Origin of the sequence: Pseudanabaena sp. PCC 6802, from assembly GCF_000332175.1 — a bacterium.
GTDB lineage: Bacteria > Cyanobacteriota > Cyanobacteriia > Pseudanabaenales > Pseudanabaenaceae > PCC-6802.
This window is the reverse complement of sequence record NZ_KB235914.1, coordinates 2,886,196-2,905,191: the sequence shown is the minus strand read 5'-3', so window position 1 is coordinate 2,905,191 and position 18,996 is coordinate 2,886,196. Positions and strand designations below refer to the sequence as shown.

General features: G+C 48.8%; 23 protein-coding genes, 1 tRNA gene and 1 pseudogene. 8 read left to right on the top strand and 17 right to left on the bottom strand.

The window, feature by feature from the left end; genetic code table 11:
- Nucleotides 1-64: 64 nt before the first annotated feature.
- The 8 genes from PSE6802_RS29685 to PSE6802_RS33665 form a co-directional block, all read right to left on the bottom strand.
- The gene (locus PSE6802_RS29685) at nucleotides 65-271 is read right to left on the bottom strand and encodes a hypothetical protein (RefSeq protein WP_019501639.1); all 207 of its coding nucleotides are present in this window, start codon (nucleotides 269-271) and stop codon (nucleotides 65-67) included.
- The gene (locus tag PSE6802_RS0119065; protein WP_019501638.1) at nucleotides 264-2,930 is read right to left on the bottom strand and encodes a DUF3854 domain-containing protein; all 2,667 of its coding nucleotides are present in this window, start codon (nucleotides 2,928-2,930) and stop codon (nucleotides 264-266) included. The genes PSE6802_RS29685 and PSE6802_RS0119065 overlap by 8 nt, the downstream gene beginning before the upstream one ends.
- 2 nt (nucleotides 2,931-2,932) lie before the next feature.
- On the bottom strand, nucleotides 2,933-3,277 hold the full coding sequence (locus PSE6802_RS0119060; RefSeq protein ID WP_019501637.1) for a helix-turn-helix transcriptional regulator: 345 nt from the start codon (nucleotides 3,275-3,277) through the stop codon (nucleotides 2,933-2,935).
- 64 nt (nucleotides 3,278-3,341) lie between these two features.
- Nucleotides 3,342-3,542, bottom strand: coding sequence for a hypothetical protein (locus PSE6802_RS0119055; RefSeq protein ID WP_019501636.1), 201 nt, complete (start codon nucleotides 3,540-3,542; stop codon nucleotides 3,342-3,344).
- Between the two features lie 306 nt (nucleotides 3,543-3,848).
- The gene (locus PSE6802_RS29680; RefSeq protein WP_036945666.1) at nucleotides 3,849-4,157 is read right to left on the bottom strand and encodes an HNH endonuclease signature motif containing protein; all 309 of its coding nucleotides are present in this window, start codon (nucleotides 4,155-4,157) and stop codon (nucleotides 3,849-3,851) included.
- The gene (locus PSE6802_RS0119045; protein WP_019501634.1) at nucleotides 4,148-4,477 is read right to left on the bottom strand and encodes a hypothetical protein; all 330 of its coding nucleotides are present in this window, start codon (nucleotides 4,475-4,477) and stop codon (nucleotides 4,148-4,150) included. The genes PSE6802_RS29680 and PSE6802_RS0119045 overlap by 10 nt, the downstream gene beginning before the upstream one ends.
- The gene (locus tag PSE6802_RS0119040) at nucleotides 4,478-4,765 is read right to left on the bottom strand and encodes a hypothetical protein (protein ID WP_019501633.1); all 288 of its coding nucleotides are present in this window, start codon (nucleotides 4,763-4,765) and stop codon (nucleotides 4,478-4,480) included.
- Complete coding sequence (locus PSE6802_RS33665; protein WP_019501632.1) at nucleotides 4,762-4,938, bottom strand: ribbon-helix-helix domain-containing protein; 177 nt, start codon at nucleotides 4,936-4,938, stop codon at nucleotides 4,762-4,764. Before PSE6802_RS33665 ends, PSE6802_RS0119040 begins: the two co-directional genes overlap by 4 nt.
- A 128-nt stretch (nucleotides 4,939-5,066) precedes the next feature.
- On the opposite strand from PSE6802_RS33665, the gene PSE6802_RS0119030 reads away from it, so the two are divergent.
- From PSE6802_RS0119030 to PSE6802_RS29675, 4 genes are all read left to right on the top strand, one after another.
- On the top strand, nucleotides 5,067-5,405 hold the full coding sequence (locus PSE6802_RS0119030; protein WP_019501631.1) for a helix-turn-helix domain-containing protein: 339 nt from the start codon (nucleotides 5,067-5,069) through the stop codon (nucleotides 5,403-5,405).
- Between the two features lie 84 nt (nucleotides 5,406-5,489).
- Nucleotides 5,490-5,663, top strand: coding sequence for a KGK domain-containing protein (locus PSE6802_RS35920; protein ID WP_156815588.1), 174 nt, complete (start codon nucleotides 5,490-5,492; stop codon nucleotides 5,661-5,663).
- Between the two features lie 30 nt (nucleotides 5,664-5,693).
- Nucleotides 5,694-6,287 carry a hypothetical protein gene (locus tag PSE6802_RS0119020; RefSeq protein WP_019501629.1) on the top strand — a complete coding sequence of 198 codons (594 nt, stop codon included), beginning with the start codon at nucleotides 5,694-5,696 and terminating at the stop codon, nucleotides 6,285-6,287.
- Between the two features lie 10 nt (nucleotides 6,288-6,297).
- The gene (locus PSE6802_RS29675) at nucleotides 6,298-6,543 is read left to right on the top strand and encodes a hypothetical protein (protein WP_019501628.1); all 246 of its coding nucleotides are present in this window, start codon (nucleotides 6,298-6,300) and stop codon (nucleotides 6,541-6,543) included.
- Here the strand turns inward: PSE6802_RS29675 and PSE6802_RS34505 are convergent.
- The 4 genes from PSE6802_RS34505 to PSE6802_RS0119000 all read right to left on the bottom strand — a co-directional run bounded on the left by PSE6802_RS34505 (nucleotide 6,540) and on the right by PSE6802_RS0119000 (nucleotide 8,271).
- Nucleotides 6,540-7,241: a site-specific integrase gene (locus PSE6802_RS34505; protein ID WP_225902686.1), complete on the bottom strand. Its 702-nt coding sequence runs from the start codon at nucleotides 7,239-7,241 to the stop codon at nucleotides 6,540-6,542. The genes PSE6802_RS29675 and PSE6802_RS34505 overlap by 4 nt on opposite strands.
- Nucleotides 7,242-7,295: 54 nt before the next feature.
- Entirely contained in the window at nucleotides 7,296-7,658 is a 363-nt protein-coding gene (locus PSE6802_RS34500) for a hypothetical protein (RefSeq protein ID WP_019501626.1), read from the bottom strand.
- A 153-nt stretch (nucleotides 7,659-7,811) separates the two neighbouring features.
- A tRNA-Lys gene (locus PSE6802_RS0119005) sits at nucleotides 7,812-7,883 on the bottom strand.
- 55 nt (nucleotides 7,884-7,938) lie between these two features.
- Nucleotides 7,939-8,271, bottom strand: a complete 333-nt coding sequence (locus PSE6802_RS0119000) for a hypothetical protein (protein WP_019501625.1) — start codon at nucleotides 8,269-8,271, stop codon at nucleotides 7,939-7,941.
- Nucleotides 8,272-8,628: 357 nt separating this feature from the next.
- Here PSE6802_RS0119000 and PSE6802_RS0118995 point away from each other — a divergent pair, with 357 nt between their 5' ends.
- The 3 genes from PSE6802_RS0118995 (at nucleotide 8,629) to PSE6802_RS0118985 (ending at nucleotide 11,147) form a co-directional block, all read left to right on the top strand.
- A complete protein-coding gene (locus PSE6802_RS0118995) occupies nucleotides 8,629-9,567 on the top strand; it encodes a S1C family serine protease (RefSeq protein ID WP_036946608.1) in 939 nt (312 codons plus the stop codon).
- A gap of 126 nt (nucleotides 9,568-9,693) precedes the next feature.
- Nucleotides 9,694-10,494: a S1C family serine protease gene (locus PSE6802_RS29665; RefSeq protein ID WP_019501623.1), complete on the top strand. Its 801-nt coding sequence runs from the start codon at nucleotides 9,694-9,696 to the stop codon at nucleotides 10,492-10,494.
- Complete coding sequence (locus PSE6802_RS0118985) at nucleotides 10,479-11,147, top strand: response regulator transcription factor (protein ID WP_019501622.1); 669 nt, start codon at nucleotides 10,479-10,481, stop codon at nucleotides 11,145-11,147. The genes PSE6802_RS29665 and PSE6802_RS0118985 overlap by 16 nt, the downstream gene beginning before the upstream one ends.
- A 42-nt stretch (nucleotides 11,148-11,189) precedes the next feature.
- On the opposite strand, the gene PSE6802_RS31330 is transcribed toward PSE6802_RS0118985, so the two are convergent.
- The 5 genes and pseudogenes from PSE6802_RS31330 to PSE6802_RS0118960 all read right to left on the bottom strand — a co-directional run bounded on the left by PSE6802_RS31330 (nucleotide 11,190) and on the right by PSE6802_RS0118960 (nucleotide 18,002).
- Nucleotides 11,190-13,403 (bottom strand): serine/threonine-protein kinase, encoded by a 2,214-nt coding sequence (locus PSE6802_RS31330; RefSeq protein WP_083901722.1) that lies wholly within the window; start codon nucleotides 13,401-13,403, stop codon nucleotides 11,190-11,192.
- Nucleotides 13,404-13,908: 505 nt separating this feature from the next.
- Nucleotides 13,909-15,714 carry a cation:proton antiporter gene (locus PSE6802_RS0118970; protein WP_019501619.1) on the bottom strand — a complete coding sequence of 602 codons (1,806 nt, stop codon included), beginning with the start codon at nucleotides 15,712-15,714 and terminating at the stop codon, nucleotides 13,909-13,911.
- 96 nt (nucleotides 15,715-15,810) lie between these two features.
- Nucleotides 15,811-15,858: pseudogene (locus tag PSE6802_RS35915) on the bottom strand (hypothetical protein); the annotation flags it as partial.
- A gap of 200 nt (nucleotides 15,859-16,058) precedes the next feature.
- Nucleotides 16,059-16,898, bottom strand: a complete 840-nt coding sequence (locus PSE6802_RS0118965; RefSeq protein WP_019501618.1) for a Uma2 family endonuclease — start codon at nucleotides 16,896-16,898, stop codon at nucleotides 16,059-16,061.
- A gap of 99 nt (nucleotides 16,899-16,997) precedes the next feature.
- Nucleotides 16,998-18,002, bottom strand: coding sequence for a cysteine synthase A (locus PSE6802_RS0118960; protein WP_019501617.1), 1,005 nt, complete (start codon nucleotides 18,000-18,002; stop codon nucleotides 16,998-17,000).
- A gap of 538 nt (nucleotides 18,003-18,540) precedes the next feature.
- On the opposite strand from PSE6802_RS0118960, the gene PSE6802_RS0118955 reads away from it, so the two are divergent.
- Entirely contained in the window at nucleotides 18,541-18,993 is a 453-nt protein-coding gene (locus tag PSE6802_RS0118955; RefSeq protein ID WP_019501616.1) for a universal stress protein, read from the top strand.
- Nucleotides 18,994-18,996: the final 3 nt, after the last annotated feature.

The window sequence follows — 18,996 nt, the reverse complement described above, 5'->3', positions numbered from 1 at the left end:
CTGACTATATACACGAGTAATAACAAATTTAGCGATCGCCGTGAGAGAGCGATCGCTTTTAATTTCAACGGTTCTCAAGCGGTGTTTGTAGTAGCGTGGCGATGTTGCCGATGTGCCATTGGTACGTTGGGCGCTTGGCAGTGGCGCGGCTGATGGTGCGATAGTGTTTCCCGATCGTCATGTCCTCGCGCAACTTCCAGAGTTGGCGGGTGGTTAACCCCAATTCCTCGCAAGCGTCAGATGTGGTTTTCCAGGGTGATTTTTTAGGCATCTTTCCACCACCTCGCTAGCCACTCTAGACGGAACACATATCGGTACGGGCCAGACCTGCAACAGGCTTCGCCATCTGGCAAAAGATCTGTAATTCCCCAGACTGCCCACTTGAGATCGTCTTTGATTTTTGGGTGTCGCTCGACTGCAAGAGCGCAGTTTTTAATTACAACGCGATCGCCCTCAGAAAATTTTTCTACAGTAAGTGCGTTTTTAGGATCACCAGGATCACCACCTACCTTGTAACCGTTACTGTGTCCGTTTTTTGGGGCATCTTGTAGGATCACCCCTAGGATCACCGGAGGATCACCAGCAGCCTCTATAGGATCACCTTCTTGAAGTTTTGTTAAGTCGGGTGATCCTCCGGTGATCCTCTGGTGATCCTCCGGTGATCCTACACCGATCCTGGAATCGATTTCCCCTTCTGCGTTTTCGGGGGGTGGTGATCCTAGTGATCCTATTTTTACTACTGAATCAAAAAAAATAAGACCAGTAAGAGATACACCTTTTTTGGAGCGCTTGCCAAATTTGACCGTGGGAAAGATTTTAGAGAGCCGATCGCGCATTTGATGCGAAGCTTTGACCACTGGGTCAGATTTACTTCCTACATCTAGCCATATCGTCTTTTCTTTACCCTTTGAGTCAATTTCAACGGTCAGCCACTCATTGTCTAGGTACCATTGCTTAAGGCTCTCATACAATTCCCCTACAAGGAGTTCTTCCCCACCACTACCGACAGTTAGACCTATATCGTCCGCCCACCGGAATAAGTGGCTAGAAGATTTGCGGGCTTCCTCGATCGCCGCGTCGGTGCAGGTGTAGTCGATGCCCTCGGTGGTGAGGCGGGTAAGCGCTTCCAGGAGTTTATTGAGCAGCGCCGGTGCGACCTGGTACTGGATGAACTCGGGATTGTGCTTGAAGCGCGGGTCAGCCTGGATTTCGCCCTCGTGCTGGGGGTTGGCTTTAAACGTTTTCGCGAACTGGAGGATCGTATAGCGCGATCGGATTGCTTCCTGGGCGGCCAGTAAGCCTGGTGTCTCGTTGATATTGAAAGCAAGCACTGCCTTGGGTTTGATAGAGTACTCTTCTTTGTTTTTTGGTTCAATGTCGATCGGGTCGCCCGTAGCGACTTGTTTAAGGACTTGCAATTTGTCGAGCCGGATATTGTCCTGGTTTTCACATGCCCAGTTGATGCGACTGTATGCCAGCTTTGCCAGCGGGAACTTGCGCCCCTCGTCGTACTGCTGGAAGTCGGAGAAGGTGCATCCGGTTAGCCCCTGCGCGAATATTTCCCCGATCGTCTCTCGCAGCGTGTCCTTGCCGTTAGAGCCGTCACCCTTGAGTAGTAGAACTCGCAGGCGATCGCGCAGGAATTGACGCACGGTGGTGAGGTCAAACGCCGCCGCCATAGTCTTGAGGAAAATGTCCCGCTGGGGAGGGTCGAGGGCAATTAGTAATTGGTCTGCGATCGCGCCATCGATGTCCGGCTGGTACGCAACCTTTGAGCAGTAGGTGTAGACGATATCGGGAGTGTGGGGGACTAGCCGCCAGGTGGGTTTGCTGCCTTCCCAAGTCAGGCTAAGTACGCCATTGGCAAGGTTGAGGCCGGAGGGGTTGACACTTTCGGGGTCGATCGACGTGCCTTGCTTTGCCCATTCCAGACAGCGAGAGACTATGGCGGGATTGGCATATTTGTAAGACACTTTGACCTCGCTGTAGCCGTCATCGGTGACCGTGCCGTGCTTATTGCAGTAATCCCAGATCCGGCGGCGCTCGATCGCATCGGGAGATGGTTCGTAGTGCGTGCCAGTCCAGCGATGGAGTGTTTCGGCGATGCACACCCAGGGGGTTGCGGTGTAAAGCTCCTCAAATACGAGTTGGGTAAAGCATTTTTCCTCTTTGGCATTGAGCCTTTGGATCTCGGTGGGGTCGTTGCGCCATTCCTCAAAGGTTTGAGCTTTTGATAGCAGGGCTTTAAAGGCGATGCCGCCCCTGGCGACGATGTAGTCGTCCATGCCCTTGGTTTCGGCTGGCAGATTGATAACAGAGACCGTCGATCCGCACTCGGCAATTAGCCGCCCTAGGGTGTCGAGCGCTCTACGCACCTGGAATTTGACCAGTATGTCTGAATCGAAACAGAGATAGACGCGCCGCCCCAGTTTGCAGAACGCGTGCAGGTACTCTTTGAGCCGCCCCTGTTTCTGCCCGTTGCTCACACCTGGCACGCTGATGGTGGGGACACCAGCGGTAAGCCCCGCACCAGCCTTTTTAGCTCCTTCGGTGATGACGATCGCATCGTTGCCTTTGAGAATATTCGGCCAGTAGTAGCGATCGCCCGTATCGAGAAACAGGGGAACGGATTCGGAATCGCTGACGCTCTCGTATTTAATGGGCTTGTCGCCCTTTAAGCGCGGTCGGTCGGGTTTGAATTGCGCGCCAATACCGTGCCGTTCTCCGGTACTGGGATCTACTCCACTGACATACCATCCACCTGTGCCCCAATCGCTATGTTTAGTGCGCCGACGGCTGTTTCGGTTAAGTCGTTTGTCGATTTCCTGGGGGTCGGTGAGGGATTCGACATTGAGACTGGTAATTCTCTCGCTTACACCACTGCCTTTAGTCCACTCTTGAAAGTGGTCTTCTCTGATTCCTTCTGGCATGTCTACACCTCAGAATCGTCGGGTATTTGTCTGAGTTTTTCTTTAGCAGCTTGAATAACTGCCTCGATAGCTTCCTTCGCCCTTGCAAGATCGGAACGCCCTTTATCGGTGATTTTCCAAAGTTTTCTGTTGGAATTAGAACGGGTTTTATAATCGTCCACTAACTCTTGTGTTTTTAGGCTCTCCAAACATCTTCTGACTTGGCTTGCGGAGTTAGGGTTAGCAGGAAGTCCCACACCATAAACTATATTCACTACCCTTACTCCCTGATTTTGTCTGAGACCTGATAAGTAATGCAAAATCTTGAATTCCTCTGTGTAATGTACAATTGCGAACTCTTCTGTCATGCATAGTTTCTCCTGTAAAAATGAAAGCGATCGCCCTGGTTATGTCAGGTGCGATCGCTGGTGTTTACTCGTCAATTCCGGCATCAAGCGCTAGCTGGTGAATTGTTTCCCAGCTTAGAACCCAAACCTTCTTTGTCTGGTGGCTAACCACCATTGGCACCATTCCAGCGCTAAGGATGAATTGCCAGGCACCAGATTCATTCTTGATTTCGCCCACCTCCGAATGAAGCGGCAAATATTTACCGTCCCAAAACTTGCCAATCATAGTTTTCTCCAAAATAAAGAGCGATCGCCCTGGTTATGTCAGGTGCGATCGCTGTGTGGTTATAGGTTGATTGTCCGTTTCACCTGCTCTAATCGTGTAATCGCAGTTAAAAAACGGTGATGCTCGGCATCGCGGTTCAGTTTTTCAAGTATATGAATTACCTCTCCTCTTACAGTGAAAAGCTGATTCTCTAAGATTTTTATGTACCTTAGTAAGGTTTCTGGGCTTGTATCGTGTTGTTTAGCCATGCGTTCTCATGAAAAATGAAGGCGATCGCCCCTCGATGCGAAGAGCGATCATGTGTACTCAAATCAATGCAAGCTGATCGGGGTTAGGCTTGCCATACCGCTTATCCCTAGCGTGGGCGCGGCGATGGCACGGAGCGCAAAGCGCGATCAGGTTGTCAGGCGCGTTATTGCCTGGGTTGTGATCGAGGTGATGCACGGTCAGGGTATAGGTTGCCCATGCTCTGACATTGGCTTTGTAAGCCGCCGCTACCTGGTGCGGTTGAATGCACTTTTTGCCGCAAGCTTGGCATTCCCATTTAGCCTTGTTCTTGATCGCAAGGGCGATCGCTTCCCAATCCTCGGGATAGAGTGCGCGGTTCATGGGCATGGCAACGACTCCAGACCGCATTCACCACAGCAATCTAGGGCTGTCATCCTGCCGCATGGACATACTGATTGCTCTGCCTGGCGATCGCGAATAAAATCAAGGCATTGCTGCCGTTGTAATGGCGTTAGAATCTTCCCTAGCGGTGTTAGCTCGGGGATTCGCAGCAATGTCGCAATCTGGTAGAGAGCAAATTCGCGAGTGCTTTCTACCAGTTTCCAATCTGTTGCAGAGAGCATTTCTGGCGGGTTTTCCAGCGTAGCAGTGGTATCGTGGTAAACCTTAATCCACTCAAATAGAACTTCCTGGTAGCTGGAAGGCATCTAGGCTCCCTCCTGAGCATTAATGAAATCAAGGCATTGCTGCCATTGCTCGGGCGATAACTGCGCACCTGGCGGTGGTAGATCTGGAATCTCCAGCAGGGTGGCAATTTCGTAGATGGCTGTTTGCCGACGGCGTTCTATACGCACCCACTCTGTTGCTGTGAGAGCCTTGTCTGGGTTCTCCATCATCTCAGTGGCTGCGCGGTAAATATCGGTAAATGCTTCCAGGTAGAAGGGGAGCCGCAGCTCGTAGCCAGGTAGTCGCTCGGTAGTCGGAATTAGTGTCATGCTGCACCCCCATTTGTTTTGGAGTTACGGCCTTTGTCTGGGCAAGCTAGATATACAGAAAGGGCTGCAACCACAACATCACTAATATTTTTGCGGTGCATTACAGCGTTAATTCGGAGCTTTTTATCAAGCTCCTCATCTAACGAGATAGTTAACTTGACTTTAGTAGTCATTTGACTGCCTATCCTTTCAATTTGATGATTACCCTAGTCAGTCTACTATCCTATTAGGCTACATGTCAATTTCGGGTAAAGTATATTTGTCGGGCAGTTGACAAATAGACTATTCGGCTAGGGAAATAATGAACAGTAAGGAAAGACTTTCGGGTTTGATAAAGGACTTGCGCGGCCATGTAAGCCAACGGAAATTTGCAAAGGAACTAGGTGTATCTTTTGCTTCTATTCAGTCTTGGGAATCAGGAGATGCAATGCCTTCGATCGAAAATTTGTCTTTAATAGCCAGTAAGGCGGGATACACCTTAGAGGGTTTAATAGCTTACCTGGAGGATAAACCTGTTCCTAAAGGCCCAGACTTAAATGAAATTGTCATGGAAATTAGACGAATGCCACCAAAAGAATTGGCGCAGGTTAGCCGTGTGGTGTCCGATCGCCTAATTGCGATCGCGGAAGCAGGAAGGTAGGGGGTACCAGTGAACCAATTTGAACCACTAGATTCTGAGACGGCTGTATCCAGAGAGGGAAACTGGATCGTTATCCCTGAGCAAATGTTTAAAGCGGGTGACTTTATTGAGGCTTGTCACCGTAGGCTAGACATAAGCGATGAAACCCACGACTGGTTAAATGGGGAGGTAGTGTGTGAGATCCTAGAGCCAGGTTCACCGCAGTGGGTAAAGGGTAAGCTAAGAATCAGGCTCAGCCTAGAGTTTTGTCCAGATTAGCGTAAGAGCTATATACGGGAGACAGCGACTATGGGCAAGAGGCAAGCAACAGATCTTGAAGTGCAGCAGTCTCTACAGGACTACCTGTATGGCTGGAACGTAAGCATCAAAGTTACTCGTTTCGGGAAAGAGCTAACTGTCCTAATCAGCAGAACTGACGAGAAAACAGTTGAGTACCCAGCGCTACTTGAAACAGTAATGCCTAAGCTAGAAACTTTTAAGCTAGATGCGATCGAGAAAGTTCGGATTTTAGGAAGAGACAGTAAAAAACGAGTGGAGTGGAATTCCACTAAACCTTTGAATTTACAAAAGAAAATCTCAAAAAGGTGGTGGCAGATCTGTTTCGGAAGCCTGGGGCTTTTAACCTTGATAATGATCCTGTTGAGAAGGGGGTGGAAAAGTTACCTGTTTGTAGGAGTTGGTGGTTTAGTAGGCTGGTTATCAGTCCTAGGCTTAGTACTGACCCTAGTTGAGTTTTATGCTGCTACTCAGGAACGTGATATCGTTCGCGCTTTCTGGGCGTATGAGGGAATTACAGGCATCTCACTCCTTGGTGGGGGGATACTCACAGGATTAAGTCTTATTGTGCTTGGAGTAAGTGGGATAATTGATGGGATGAATTAAGATAAAAACCATGACCCAAGAACCACTAGAAAGAAGAGTTCGCACAGTAGAAGAGGCTATTGCCTTTATGTCAGAGACTCAGCGCATGATGGCTGAGAATATCACCCTGCTCACCCAGGCGCAAATTGAGTCAAGACAGCGTGATGCTGAATTTAAACAGCGTCATGAAGAAAGCGACCAACGCTTTAACATACTTCTGCAAGAGATACGTCACCTATCCCGCCGCATGGATGAGCAAGGAGCCGATCGAGACTAGGGAATAATTATGGGGGCTTTAGGTCGATCGCTTCGCATCATAATCGCCTCATACGCCCGCTGGTGATGCCGCTCTGAAATCCAGGCATGGTAGAGATCGGTATGCACCTGGACGGCATGACCCATTTGCTGAGAAGCTAGCGAAATATCCAAGCCAAATTCCAAGGTTCTCACCGCCCAGCAGTGGCGCAGATCGTAAAGCACAAACGGTAGCCCCACTCGCTTAAAGTATTTAGCCGCCCTCTCCCCCAACTCGCTATTATTTCGCCCCGTCACCGCTGGGAGCTTCCGATCGCGCAAATTGAATTGCTCTGCCCACTCTGGATAGCACGGCCATACACGCCGTCGCCCAGTCTTCCCTTCTGTCACCGTCACGATCGGGAAGTCCGCCAGGTCGAGGTAAAAAGCCTCATGCGGTCGCAAGCCATAGGTAGCGATCGCCCCATAAATCCATTGCCACGCTGGGTTAGAAATTTTGTAGTACCACTCTGCGATCGGACGATCGTCAGGCAAATCTCGCGGCGTGACATGCTTGGGCGAATACTTCCCGCGATAGGATTGCGCGTCAAATTCTATCCCCGCGAATGTTGCCAAAGCCTTAGTCACCATACAAAAGCGTTGCCTAGTGCGAGTATCCGGTTCAGTTGCGAGTACAACTTCTCTCAATATTTCAGCCGTCAGCACCTGGTCAAGTGGCAACCGAGAGAAGACCTGCCTGTATTCCTTATTCCAGGTGGTTTCTGTCTTAGGCGATCACGCCCGTTTTGAGAAGTATTCTGCCTCAAATCTCGCGATCAGATCTCTCACGGTACCCGCGCCTTCACTTTTCTTTCTTAGATACGGTTCCCATTTAAATTCGCCACAATCGAGCAAAGCACCAATCTTACGGGCTTCTGCCTCAGCCAAGCTTATCCCAGTCGGATTCGCATGATAGCCAAGGAACAGGCGTTGCTGATAGGGTCTCTCGCGATCGCTATCGGGTTTAGGGGGGAAAATGGCACGAATTACTAAGCGATCGCCAATGCGTTGGATCGCTGCCCCCACCTTGCCAGTTCGGAGCCGCCCATTAGCCTGAGCAATTCTTCCATCAAATCCCTGCGTCCTATTCTCGTCCATTTTGTCTAGCCTAAAATTATGCCTACTTTTTTAGTGTAGTTTAGGTGGTATTAGGTAGTATTAGGTGGTATTGACAAAATAGCCATAAGTCCAAAAGCCAAGCAAGGGTAGGGTTTTAGTTAAAATTTAGGCTATTTTATTGCAACAAAAACATGGGTGACCGGGGATTCGAACCCCGAACCAGCGGATTAAGAGTCCGATGCGCTACCGTTGCGCCAGTCACCCTAAAATGCCTATCAAGTATATCAAAGGTGCGTGCGTTTTTAGCAAGTTGCGATCGCTAATTAGACGAATCGTGTGGAGCCACTTCTGCTGACGGACTTGTAGGTGCGAAATGGTGGCTGACATAGTTACGCAAATGGGGGCGAAGTACGTTTGCAGTGACAAACCAAAAAAGAGCACCGCCAATTGCACCGCCAATTGCTGCACCGAGTACGGGGCCGAAAAACTTTGAGCCTATAACGGCCAGAACGCCTACAGCAAATAAACACGCCAAACTCTGCCAATTTTTGAAGGCATATTTCCAGTAGCAAAACTGCCATGCTTGCTTTGCCTGTTCTGGTGACAGGCCAGCTAGCTCGGGAATTTGGTGGATTGATGAATAGAATTGCATAGGTTTTTCTTAAGCGCGTACCTCGTTGTTACATTATGTCAGAGAAGAAGTATAGAATGCCATTTATAAGAGATAGATGTCCTTTCTCAAGATTCAGTTATAGCGCTTTGCCATTGAGAAAGGGTTTAGTTTATGGGGTGAAGGGGTGGAAACCCTTCTTAGGGGCAAAGCCTCCAAACCCCCTTCTCGTTTTCGTCTGAAAGCCGCTATATACTCTGAGAGCAAATTTGAGTAATCGATCGATTACTGTGTTGCTTAAACCACTAGCCAATTTTCCAGGTGGGTAGCTCCCCATTTCACTGATGCGCTCTGGTAGGCAGTAGTGGCATGATGCTTTCAGGATTCAGAGAAAAGGCAATGACAGAAGCAAATACAGGTGAAGGGTTATTGTGGGCTATGTCGAATAACTTAGCGGAAACAGTCGCTAGGGCAGGACATGCAGTTGTAGCAGTTAACGGTCGATCGCGCTTTTCAGCTAGCGGCGTACATTGGCATTCTGGAATTATTGTAACGACAGAGCAGGCAATCAAGCGAGAGGATAATGTCACGGTTACTTTGGCGGATAGCAGTACCGTACCGGTGGCAATTGTGGGACGCGACCCCAGTACAGATATTGCTGTTTTGAGGTTTAACGATGGCAACATTCCAGCGATCGCGCATGTAGCTGCGCTTGGCGACACGACCTCCTTGCGAGTCGGGCATATAGTCATGGGTATTGGCAGAGATAAAGAAGGAAGCCTCAGTGCTAGTATGGGTGTGGTCAGCGCCTTGGGCGGAGCCTGGCGCAGTTGGTGCGGCGGGCTGATCGACCAATTTATCAGGCTCGATTTGAGACTGTATCCTAGCCTGGATGGTGGAGCCTTGGTGGATGCAGCCGGTCACGTAGTTGGCATTAATACATCTGGCCCGCGCGGTATGGTACTGGCAATTCCGATTTCAACCGTAAATTCAGTCGTAAACCAGTTGATTACCAAGGGTAGAATCGAGCGCGGTTATTTGGGCTTGGGCATGCAACCCGTTTTAATTCCCAACACTCTACGCAATGCTTTAGGGCTAACAGAAACAAGTGGTGTATTAGTTATTAACGTCGAATCAGACGGCCCCGCCGATCGCTCTGGTATTCTGATTGGCGATATCCTGGTGGCAATGTGCGATCGCGCGATCGCGGATACAGGTGACGTGCAAGCGTTACTAGGCACCGAACAAGTGGGACAAACCGTCAATATGCGAGTTATACGCGGGGGGAATTTGATAGATGTGGTCGTGACGATTGGCGAGCGCCCTAGAAAAAGCTAATCCCAATTTGCACAGTAAACACGACAGATCGAACGGGGTGAAGGGTGTTCCACCCCTGCGTGGGGCAACGCCCCCCACACCCTTATCTGTAACCCGAATAATTTAAATGGGTACAAGGAGCAACCGATGAACGATTCAAGCCAAAACGCGAACCAGAATTCCAGTCGGGCTGGTTTTCCCTTCGCAGATTTCGCCAATACGGATATTGCGAATGAGATGGCAAGCATTGTCGATCGACTACAGCACTGGACTGTAAAGATCGAAGATGGTTACGGTGGTAGCGGGTCTGGAGTAATTTGGAACGATCTCGGCTTAATCGTTTCTAATGCCCATGTGGTGCGCAGTAACAGAGCTACCGTTACACTCTCAAATCAACGGGTATTGGATGCAGTCGCGATTGCTAGAGAGCCAAGCTTAGATTTAGCAGCATTGCAGCTAAGTCAAACAGAAGATCTTCCCCATGCGATCGTTGCGAACTCTGACAACCTGCGGGTGGGAGAGTTAGTGTTGGCAGTGGGAAATCCCCTCGGTATGGTTGGTGCCCTCAATACGGGTATTGTAACAAGTGCAGATCGGGCAATTAATAGTTCCCATATACATGGCTCGGGGTATGTTTCTATGGAACAACCGTCGTGGATATTATCAGATGTACAATTAGCACCAGGTAATTCCGGCGGCCTGCTGGCGGATGCGCGAGGTCGCGTAATTGGGATTAACACTATGATTGTTAACGGACTAGCGCTGGCAATTCCAAGCAATACTGTGGAGAAATTTTTGCTCTCTCTTAACATAAGAGAGGGAGATCGCTTACATCTCTTTCAGCGATCGGTTGCCCGATCGGCGCACAGATCGACATGCAGATCTGCAAATAGATATAGAAATAATACTACGTCTGGATTCGTGAGACAGATATGGTTCGCGTCTTGATTGCCACTGAGAATTTAGTGATGCGGGCAGGGTTGGAATCGTTACTCAAATCCAACTCTGAACTTGAAGTCATGAGTGTAAATACAAATACGGGTCTCCTTAAAACGCAAGTTCAAGCACAGCGACCCGATGTAGTGTTAATGGAGTGGAATGGGGAAGAAGAACCATTAGCAATGGCGATCGCCGATCTGTCGCCAATCGGGCAAAACCACCAGGAGGCTACTACAGGTGCGCCAGCATTTATTGCACTTACCGATAGTCCTGAGCCAGAAAGCGTAGTAGAAGCACTGAAAGCTGGCGTACATGCTATCTTACCAAGATCGGCAAATGTGGATGAGATTGTGGCTGCAGTTCTGGCAGCAGCAGCAGGTTTGATCGTACTGACTAACGATACCCTAGAGATGTTGATCGGTAACGCTCCCAATCATAATCGCGAACTTGCTCCACTCCCACCCCAAGCATTGACGGCAAGGGAGATTGAAGTACTCGATCTGTTGGCTGAGGGGCAGGGCAACAAGGCGATCGCCAAGCGTTTAGCGATCTCCGAACATACTGTAAAATTTCATATCTCATCTATTTTCTCTAAACTCAACGCTCAAAGCCGCACTGAAGCAGTCACGCTTGGGGCAAGGCTAGGATTAATTTTATTGTGAGGTTTTTTACAGTTGAAGGAATACCTGTAAAGTATGCATCGCTTATTTCCACACAATAATTGTCTTATCGGCACTACCGCTGATCAAAGTATTATCTTTGTCGCTGAAAGCAACTGCTAGAACTGCTTCAGAATGTCCAGTTAGAATTCGTACGGCACCAGTTTTGATATCCCACAGCCCGATCTGCTTATCAGTGCTTCCGCTGGCAAGCAGTTGACCATCTGCTCTAAAAGCTAGAGATGTGACTGACTGAGCGTGACCGCTGAACGTGCGAACTAATTTCCCAGAAGCGACATCCCATAGCCTTACTGTCTTATCATCGCTACCACTGGCCAGAATTCTCCCATCTGAGCTAAAAGCCAGGGCTTTGACTGTGCCTTGATGACCTCTTAAAGTGCGAACCCTTGTCCCTTTAATCGCGTCCCACAGGACGATCGTGCGATCTTCTCCTGCACTGGCAATCAATTTCCCATCTGGACTAACCGCTACGGTTGTAACGACATCCGTATGTCCTCTTAGAGTCAGGACAGATTTACCGCGCGATAGATCCCACAATTTCACGGTGCGATCGCCACTGCCGCTCACCAAATATTGACCGCTGGGATCGAATGCTACAGACATGATTCGATTGGTATGACCAACGAGCAACTGCGCGGGTTTGCCGCTTCTAAAGTTCCATATTTTTACCGTATTATCTAGACTCCCGCTTGCAAATGTATGACCGTCAGGACTGGTGGCAACAGCGGTAATGCTAGATACATAGCCCGAATGATTGGACATCACTGTAAGCGCACGGCGCGCTCTTGTATCCCACAATCTCAGGGTTTTATCATCACTACCACTCACAAAGCTGTGTCCGTTGGCAAAAAAGTCGATCGCTACAACAGAACCTGTATGTCCCATTAGGGTATAGCGAGGACTGAGCGCGGGCAATACAGCTAGTTTGCTAGGGACTGGGGGAGGTGAGACATTTGCCCGATCGCTACTATCAGTTGTATCGGTTGATGATGATGGAGTTGATGGAGTTGATGGAGTCGTAGGCACTGGTATAGGTGAAGGACTGCGCACGAACGACTTGAGCTTAGGCTCAGTACCTTTGGAATGCTCTATGCCCCTACTGTAGAGCAGCGATCGCCGATCTTGTTTATTGGTCTGTCGATCTAATACTTTACTAACTTGCTGTTTTGTGGCATCGGGATTGCGATTCTCTGTGGTGCTAGACGAATCGTTCGCAACAGTAGTGGGATTGGAAGTGAGATTAGATTGTCCCGATGATACCCGAGATACATGTTTCCCAAGATAAAAGAAGGAGCCAGCCGTTACGACAACCGCAATCGAACTGATAACTGCGATTAGCGATTTCTTCTTCATGCGGTCTAGAACGCTCGCAGCTAATTGCATCGCGCCTGATGGCTGTAAACTCTTCAAATCAGCCAATACTTCAGTTGCCGACTGATAGCGCTCCTCGGGCAGAAGGTGAACCATGCGTTCCAGGATATCCGCTAGTTTGCTACTGACCGTGACGTGAGATGGCCAGGCGATCGCGCCCGTGGCAAAATCGATCTCCATTTGGCTGGGGTGTTGCCCGGTGAGTGCTTGAATAGTCGTAAGCCCGAGCGCGTAGAGATCGTAACTTGGTTGTGGGGAACCTTGTGTTTGTTCGATTGGCATATAGCTAGGCGTTCCCAACAACGGCACGGGCTGTAGGGGTAGAAGCGGATTGCAAATTCTCCGCAGCCCGGCAAAGTCGATCGGAATGACCTCAGGAGTGTCGTTTGCACGATCGCTAATGGAGGCGACTAAATTAGCGGGGTTGATATCACCGTGGATTAATCCCTCCTCATGTACGACTGCCAATGTTTCCAGTACGTCCGTCGCCATGGCGATCGCTTCGGTCTCGCTCAACAACCTGCCGACCTTTAACTCATCAGCTAGGGAACGTCCCTCGATGATTTCTTCAACTAAGTAAAAATTTTTTTTATATTCAAAAGCAGATAAGACGTAGGGTACGCGATCGCATTGAGTACCTAAATGATGCAGTTTTTGTACTTCGCGCTGAAAGATTTCACGTGCTACTTCCAGGCTGACATAGTCAGCACTAACGGGGCGAAAGCAGGAGATTTTGCATTGAGGGCTGTCAGGTTGGGTTACATCTTTGGCAATGTAGGTCTGGCTATATCTACCAGACTCCAAAGATTGGATCACTAAATAGCGATCGTCTAGTAACTGACCTTGCATGAGTAGTGGTGTGTGCATACGCAAGAAAGGAGATACTCCCCTAACGTCTAAACCGCGCAGCGATTATAGCACTGGCTGCCAAATTTACGGCAATCCCTACCCCTGTAACACAAAACCCGATCGCGCAGTGGCTCGAACGGGTTTTGTAAAGTTTTCACAATTGATAAAGTTAATAAAGATTTGAGTTCGATCGCTCAGATTTAACGATCGCCAGTTGAATGTTAGTTACCGATTGCTGACAATTTCAGCATTAACCCCATTTCGGTTCCTCTGATGGATCCCCAGTGTAAGGTTGAACCCCTGTTTTGGGGTAGTCATCGTGCCTGGGGCCGAAGATCCTCGCCGACGCTTCGCTGAGGTACTGCGTTATTTTTGATACCAAGTCGAGTAGTTTCATAAGTCTATACCCTCTAGTAAGGTAGTATCTTTGACTACATTCTAGATAGGTTTTCCTGCGGATGTGGTCTGTTTTGCGATTACTTTACAATTATTTGGCTAGCTTAATATAGCGATCGCCATTTATCTACGATGCTTTATCTTGTTCTAGTTCGATAATAGGCAAAAGTGCTGGATTGGGCACAGCGCCGTTTTGCGGGAGGCTGCAGGCAATGTCTGGGCGCAGATCGGCATAGCGGCTGCGGCGAACTTCCATAATTTCTGACTGTACTGCCTGAGATGTCTCGCCTAAAGCAAGTAACAAGTGGGTAGAGAGTTCTAAACTGGCCTCAAACTCCGGATGCACGACTTCACGCGCCCCCAATTGATAAAGCGAGTCGATATCCGCATCCTTAGAAGCGCGGGCGACGATATCTAACTCTGGAGCGATCGCAATGGCTCTCTGCAAACACAGTCGCGTACTCATGGCATCACCCGTTACGACTACCATAGAACGAGCTTTTTCCACCGCCGCTTTTTCCAATACCAAGGGACTGGCGCAGTTACCATAGAGATAGGGAATTTTGCGATCGCGCAGTATCTGTAATTTAGCTTCCGATTGCTCGATTACCAACAATCGATAGCCCCTGGTTTGCAGGAGGTTGACGATGTTTTGACCGACTCGCCCGTAGCCACAGACAATCACGTGATCGCACAGAATGGCAGAATCAGAAATCTCCTGAGGGATATCAGTTTGATTCAACCAATTTTGCAGAAACGGAACGGTTTCCATGAGCTTGAATACTAAGGGTGTAGCCTTCAGTAAAAAGGGCGTAATCATCAGCGTTACCGCTGTCGTCCCCAAAATTAGCAAATACACCTGACGCGATACCAAACCTAGCTTCTGTCCTTCGCTTGCGAGCACAAAGGAAAACTCCCCAATTTGTGCTAAGCCCAACCCAGCAATAATCGCAACGCGCAGTGGATAGCGAAATAGCTGTACCAGCGGCACTACAATTAGGAATTTGCCGAGCATGACCAGTGCCACCAAACCTAAGATTAATTCCAGATGCTGCCACAAAAATACCGGATCGATCAGCATCCCGATCGCTGCGAAAAATAACGTAGCAAATACATCGCGCAGCGGTTCCACGTAGGACAGGGTTTGATCGGCGTACTCTACTTCCGAAATCATCAAGCCTGCCACAAACGCTCCCATTTCAATTGACAAACCCAGATGTTCGGTCAGCAGAGCAATTCCTAAGCACAGAACAATTACGCTGAGCACGAATAATTCGCGGCTTTCCGTACTCGCCACCGCTCGCAGCAATGGCGGAATTAACCAGATGCCAGCCGCGATCGCGCCACCAGCAAACAAAGCCGTGACCAGTAAGGCTTTGAGCACCGCAGCACCTACTACCTCTGGCGGGCTATCCAGGGCAGGCAGCACTGCCAGCATCAAACCCAACGCCAGATCCTGTACGATCAAAATTCCCAACGTCACTTGACCGTGCACGGAATCGATTTCATTGCCTTCAATCAGGCTGCGCAAGACGACTGCCGTTGAAGATAGCGAGAGGATGGCACCGAGAAATACCCCTTGAATCGGAGTAGTAACCCACCCGACCGTACATGAAAGGATGGCGGTCAGAGCGATCGTCAAGAGGATTTGCAAACCACCACCACCCAAGCTAATTGCCTGCACTTTTTTAAGCTGTGCCAGCGAGAACTCAACGCCCAAGGCAAATAGCAGAAATGCCACGCCAAACTGCGCGAGGGTTTCCACCTGAATTAATTCTTTGATTAAACCCAAACCGGAGGGGCCAACAATAATGCCGCCGCACAGATAACCCAAGATTACGGGCAGGCGCAACCCCGCCGCCAGCAACCCACCCACTGAGGCGGCTGCCAAAACCGTTACCAAATCAACAATTAACCTAAAGTCTTCTTGCACAGAATCTACTGACCCAACATTATTGTTAAAAGTTATAACAATTTATTGTAATAACTACACCGTTTTTAATATTAGTTGCTAGTTGGGATGTATCAATTAAATATTCGGCAAGACATTTGATAATGCTTTTGTTACTTTCCTTGCTTACTTTATCCTGCTCGCCAGTAACAAAGGAAGGAATACAACTGCTCGATACCCAAGAAGAAATGCAAAAAGAAGTTAGCCGCTATATCCCACCTGGTCTTCCTATTCAAAAATATGACCGAATCTATGTGCGATCGCCATGTTTATTCAGAGATATCGCCAACGATCGCTTTATAGGTTGTTTCTCATGCGATCGAGCCTTAAATCTCATCAGGATTAATGCCAATGGATCTGAGATATGCTGCTAGTTTTTCCTTCTCTTGACGTTCTTGTTGAGCGATCGCTTCTGCTTGCTCTTTAGCCAGTTTTTCTTGTTGAGCGATCGCTTCCGCTTGTGCTTTAGCCCGTTCCGCTTCTTCTTTGGCTAGTTTTTCCCGATCGGCGCGTTCGGCATCAGTCAGGTATCTAACCCCAGAGCGATCGTACCAATACAGCCAATCCCTTTGCCAATCCCCTCGCATACCTCGCTCGTAGCCAATCCCCAACCCAATCTCGCTCAGCCATGCCATCCGGCCTCCCTCTGTTAGCACTACCAATGGCATCAACTCATACTTACCATCGATCAGTTTGTACACTTGCAGAAATTGCCGTTCTTTGTGGGAGCCTTTGCCACTGAATGGATTGTAGATCGCATAATACAAAATCCCAAATGCCGTATAATCAGTGACTTTGCCATCGTATTCCCCATTATAGGTCTTAGAACCTACCTCTAAAACTAAAATTGGTAGAATCTTTTCCTGCCACAGCGGATAGCTAGAACGTCCACCTTCATCCGGTCGGCGCTGCTTTATTCCTAAAGCTAGGAAGCCATCAGGTACAATCGCTTTAGATTGCTCTGGCTGCTCCAGGTTGGGTTCGTAGTAGATCCCCATATCCACGCCCCAATACCAATCGGAGCGATCGCGCCAAATCCACCGCAATATCTCTAGCAAGATATTGGGAGTATCGTTCTGGAGTTCGTTATCCACAGGAGTGTCATCGGAATCGGGCAGTTCTGCTGCCGTAGGCAAGTGGAGTTGTTCAGAGGGTAGAGTAATCATAGGTTTCTGCCACTCTTGCTACTTGAAGTTAGCTTAATTCTGCCATAGTTTTGATTTTGAGGCGCGATCGCTACCGCTTTGCCTCGATCGCACTGCACGTTAGCCTAGGAATTCCAGATCTTGGGCTGTAGGAGTTAAGCCTTTTTCCGCCAGCCACTCGGGGTTAAACATGCGGCTTTGGTACCTGCCCCCACCGTCGCATAAAATTGTGGCAATTACTTTGCCCGGCCCTAACTGTCTGGCAAGGCGTACCGCCCCCACTGCGTTTAGGGCGGCAGAACTACCGACAAACAGGCCGTCGTGCTTGAGCAGGTAATGCGCCATTTCAATTACCTCGCGATCGCTGCCTTGAAAAGCCCCATCAAGTCTGGCGCGGTGAAAATTTGCCGTCTCGCGGTTAATGCCGATGCCCTCGGTAATCGAGCTACCCTCAGCTTTAAACTCCCCTGTAGTCAAAAAGCTATACAAACCGGAGCCGGTCGGATCGATCAAATAAGTAGCTATTTGGGAGTTTTGCTCTTTAAGATAAGCAGTTACACCGCCAATTGTGCCCCCCGTGCCAGATGACATGATAATTCCATCTAGTGTCATGCCGGACTGATGCCAGATCTCAGGGCCGGTAGTGTGGTAGTGGGCATCGGAGTTAGCCATATTTTCAAACTGGTTCGCCCAAAAAGCATTCTCCAGGCCTTCAGCGCGATCGCGAGCGACATGATAGAAATTTCCAGGATTTGAAAAAGGTACTGGCGGAACTAACTCTACTTCTGCCCCCAGCGTTCGTAATAGGTCGATTTTTTCCTGTGACTGATTGTTGGGCATCACGATGACACAGCGATAACCCTTGGCATTAGCAACCAGAGCCAACCCAATTCCCGTATTGCCTGCCGTACCTTCGACAATTGTGCCTTCGGGAGCGATCGCACCGTCCTTTTCCGCCTGCAACACCATAAATAGCGCCGCTCTGTCTTTGACGCTACCACCTGGATTGAGAAATTCCGCCTTACCAAGAATAGTGCAACCGGTAGCTGCAGATAGCGACTCGATTTTAATTAGCGGCGTATTACCAATTGCGCCCGAAAAGCCAAGGCAAATATCAGTTGTCATATTCAATGGAATTTCACCCACTACCAAATACTGTGTTATAGACAGATATGTTAGGACAGGGGGTGGGGGTGCAGCACCTCCACGCAGGGGTGAAACCCCTTCACCCCGTCCTAAGCCTGTTGACTATAGCTATATTTATAGCCGCATTTATGGCCGCAGAAAGATCTGTTAGTACAGGATTGCTAAAAGCCAACAACTTTTAGCCAAACCTGCCACTACATCAACGTTTTTACATTAACAAATATTTTAAATTTTATTAAAGATTGCAATTTATAGCTTAACAGTCTGGAGGTAGGTGCAGGTTTTGTGAGAGTGCTATTGCTAAAAGTCGACAACTTTTAGCCAAACCTGTCCCTATCGACAAGATAACGAATAGTTTAGAACTTGAGCGATCGCCAACGTACGGGCATACAATTAAAGTAGAAAGCTCTAAAAACCACATGCATAGCTTAATTGAGCTGCAAAAGTGTAGTATAGATGCTCGGCAACGTATTCTCAGCAGCATAATTTATCGACACGTATAGCACGCGAGGGTTATATGAAACTTCTGGTCGCAATAGATGGTTCTGAAGCCAGCCATAAAGCATTGCAAAAAGCAATAGAGTTGGCGGTGCCAACTCAAGCCCTTGTAGTATTAATCACTGTAGTAGAACCAGTGAGCGATTACTTCCCCAAAGTCATGATGCCAACTGGAGATTGGGTTGGCTGGCAAAGCGTACCGAATATAGAGTTAGAGAAAGCTTTGATGGAGACGGGACAAACTCTTCTACAGAAAGCAGAGTCTGCTTGTCAGGAAGCAGGCTTAGAGTGTCAAACCAGCCTGAAAATTGGAAATCCCAGAGAAGTTATTTGTTCTGTGGTTAAGGATGAAGCGCCTGACTTTCTGATTATGGGTTCGCGAGGTTTGGGTACGGTGGAGCGCCTCATGCTTGGCAGTGTCAGCGATTATGTAGTGCATCACGCTACCCAGCCCGTGATTGTAGTGCGCTAGGAT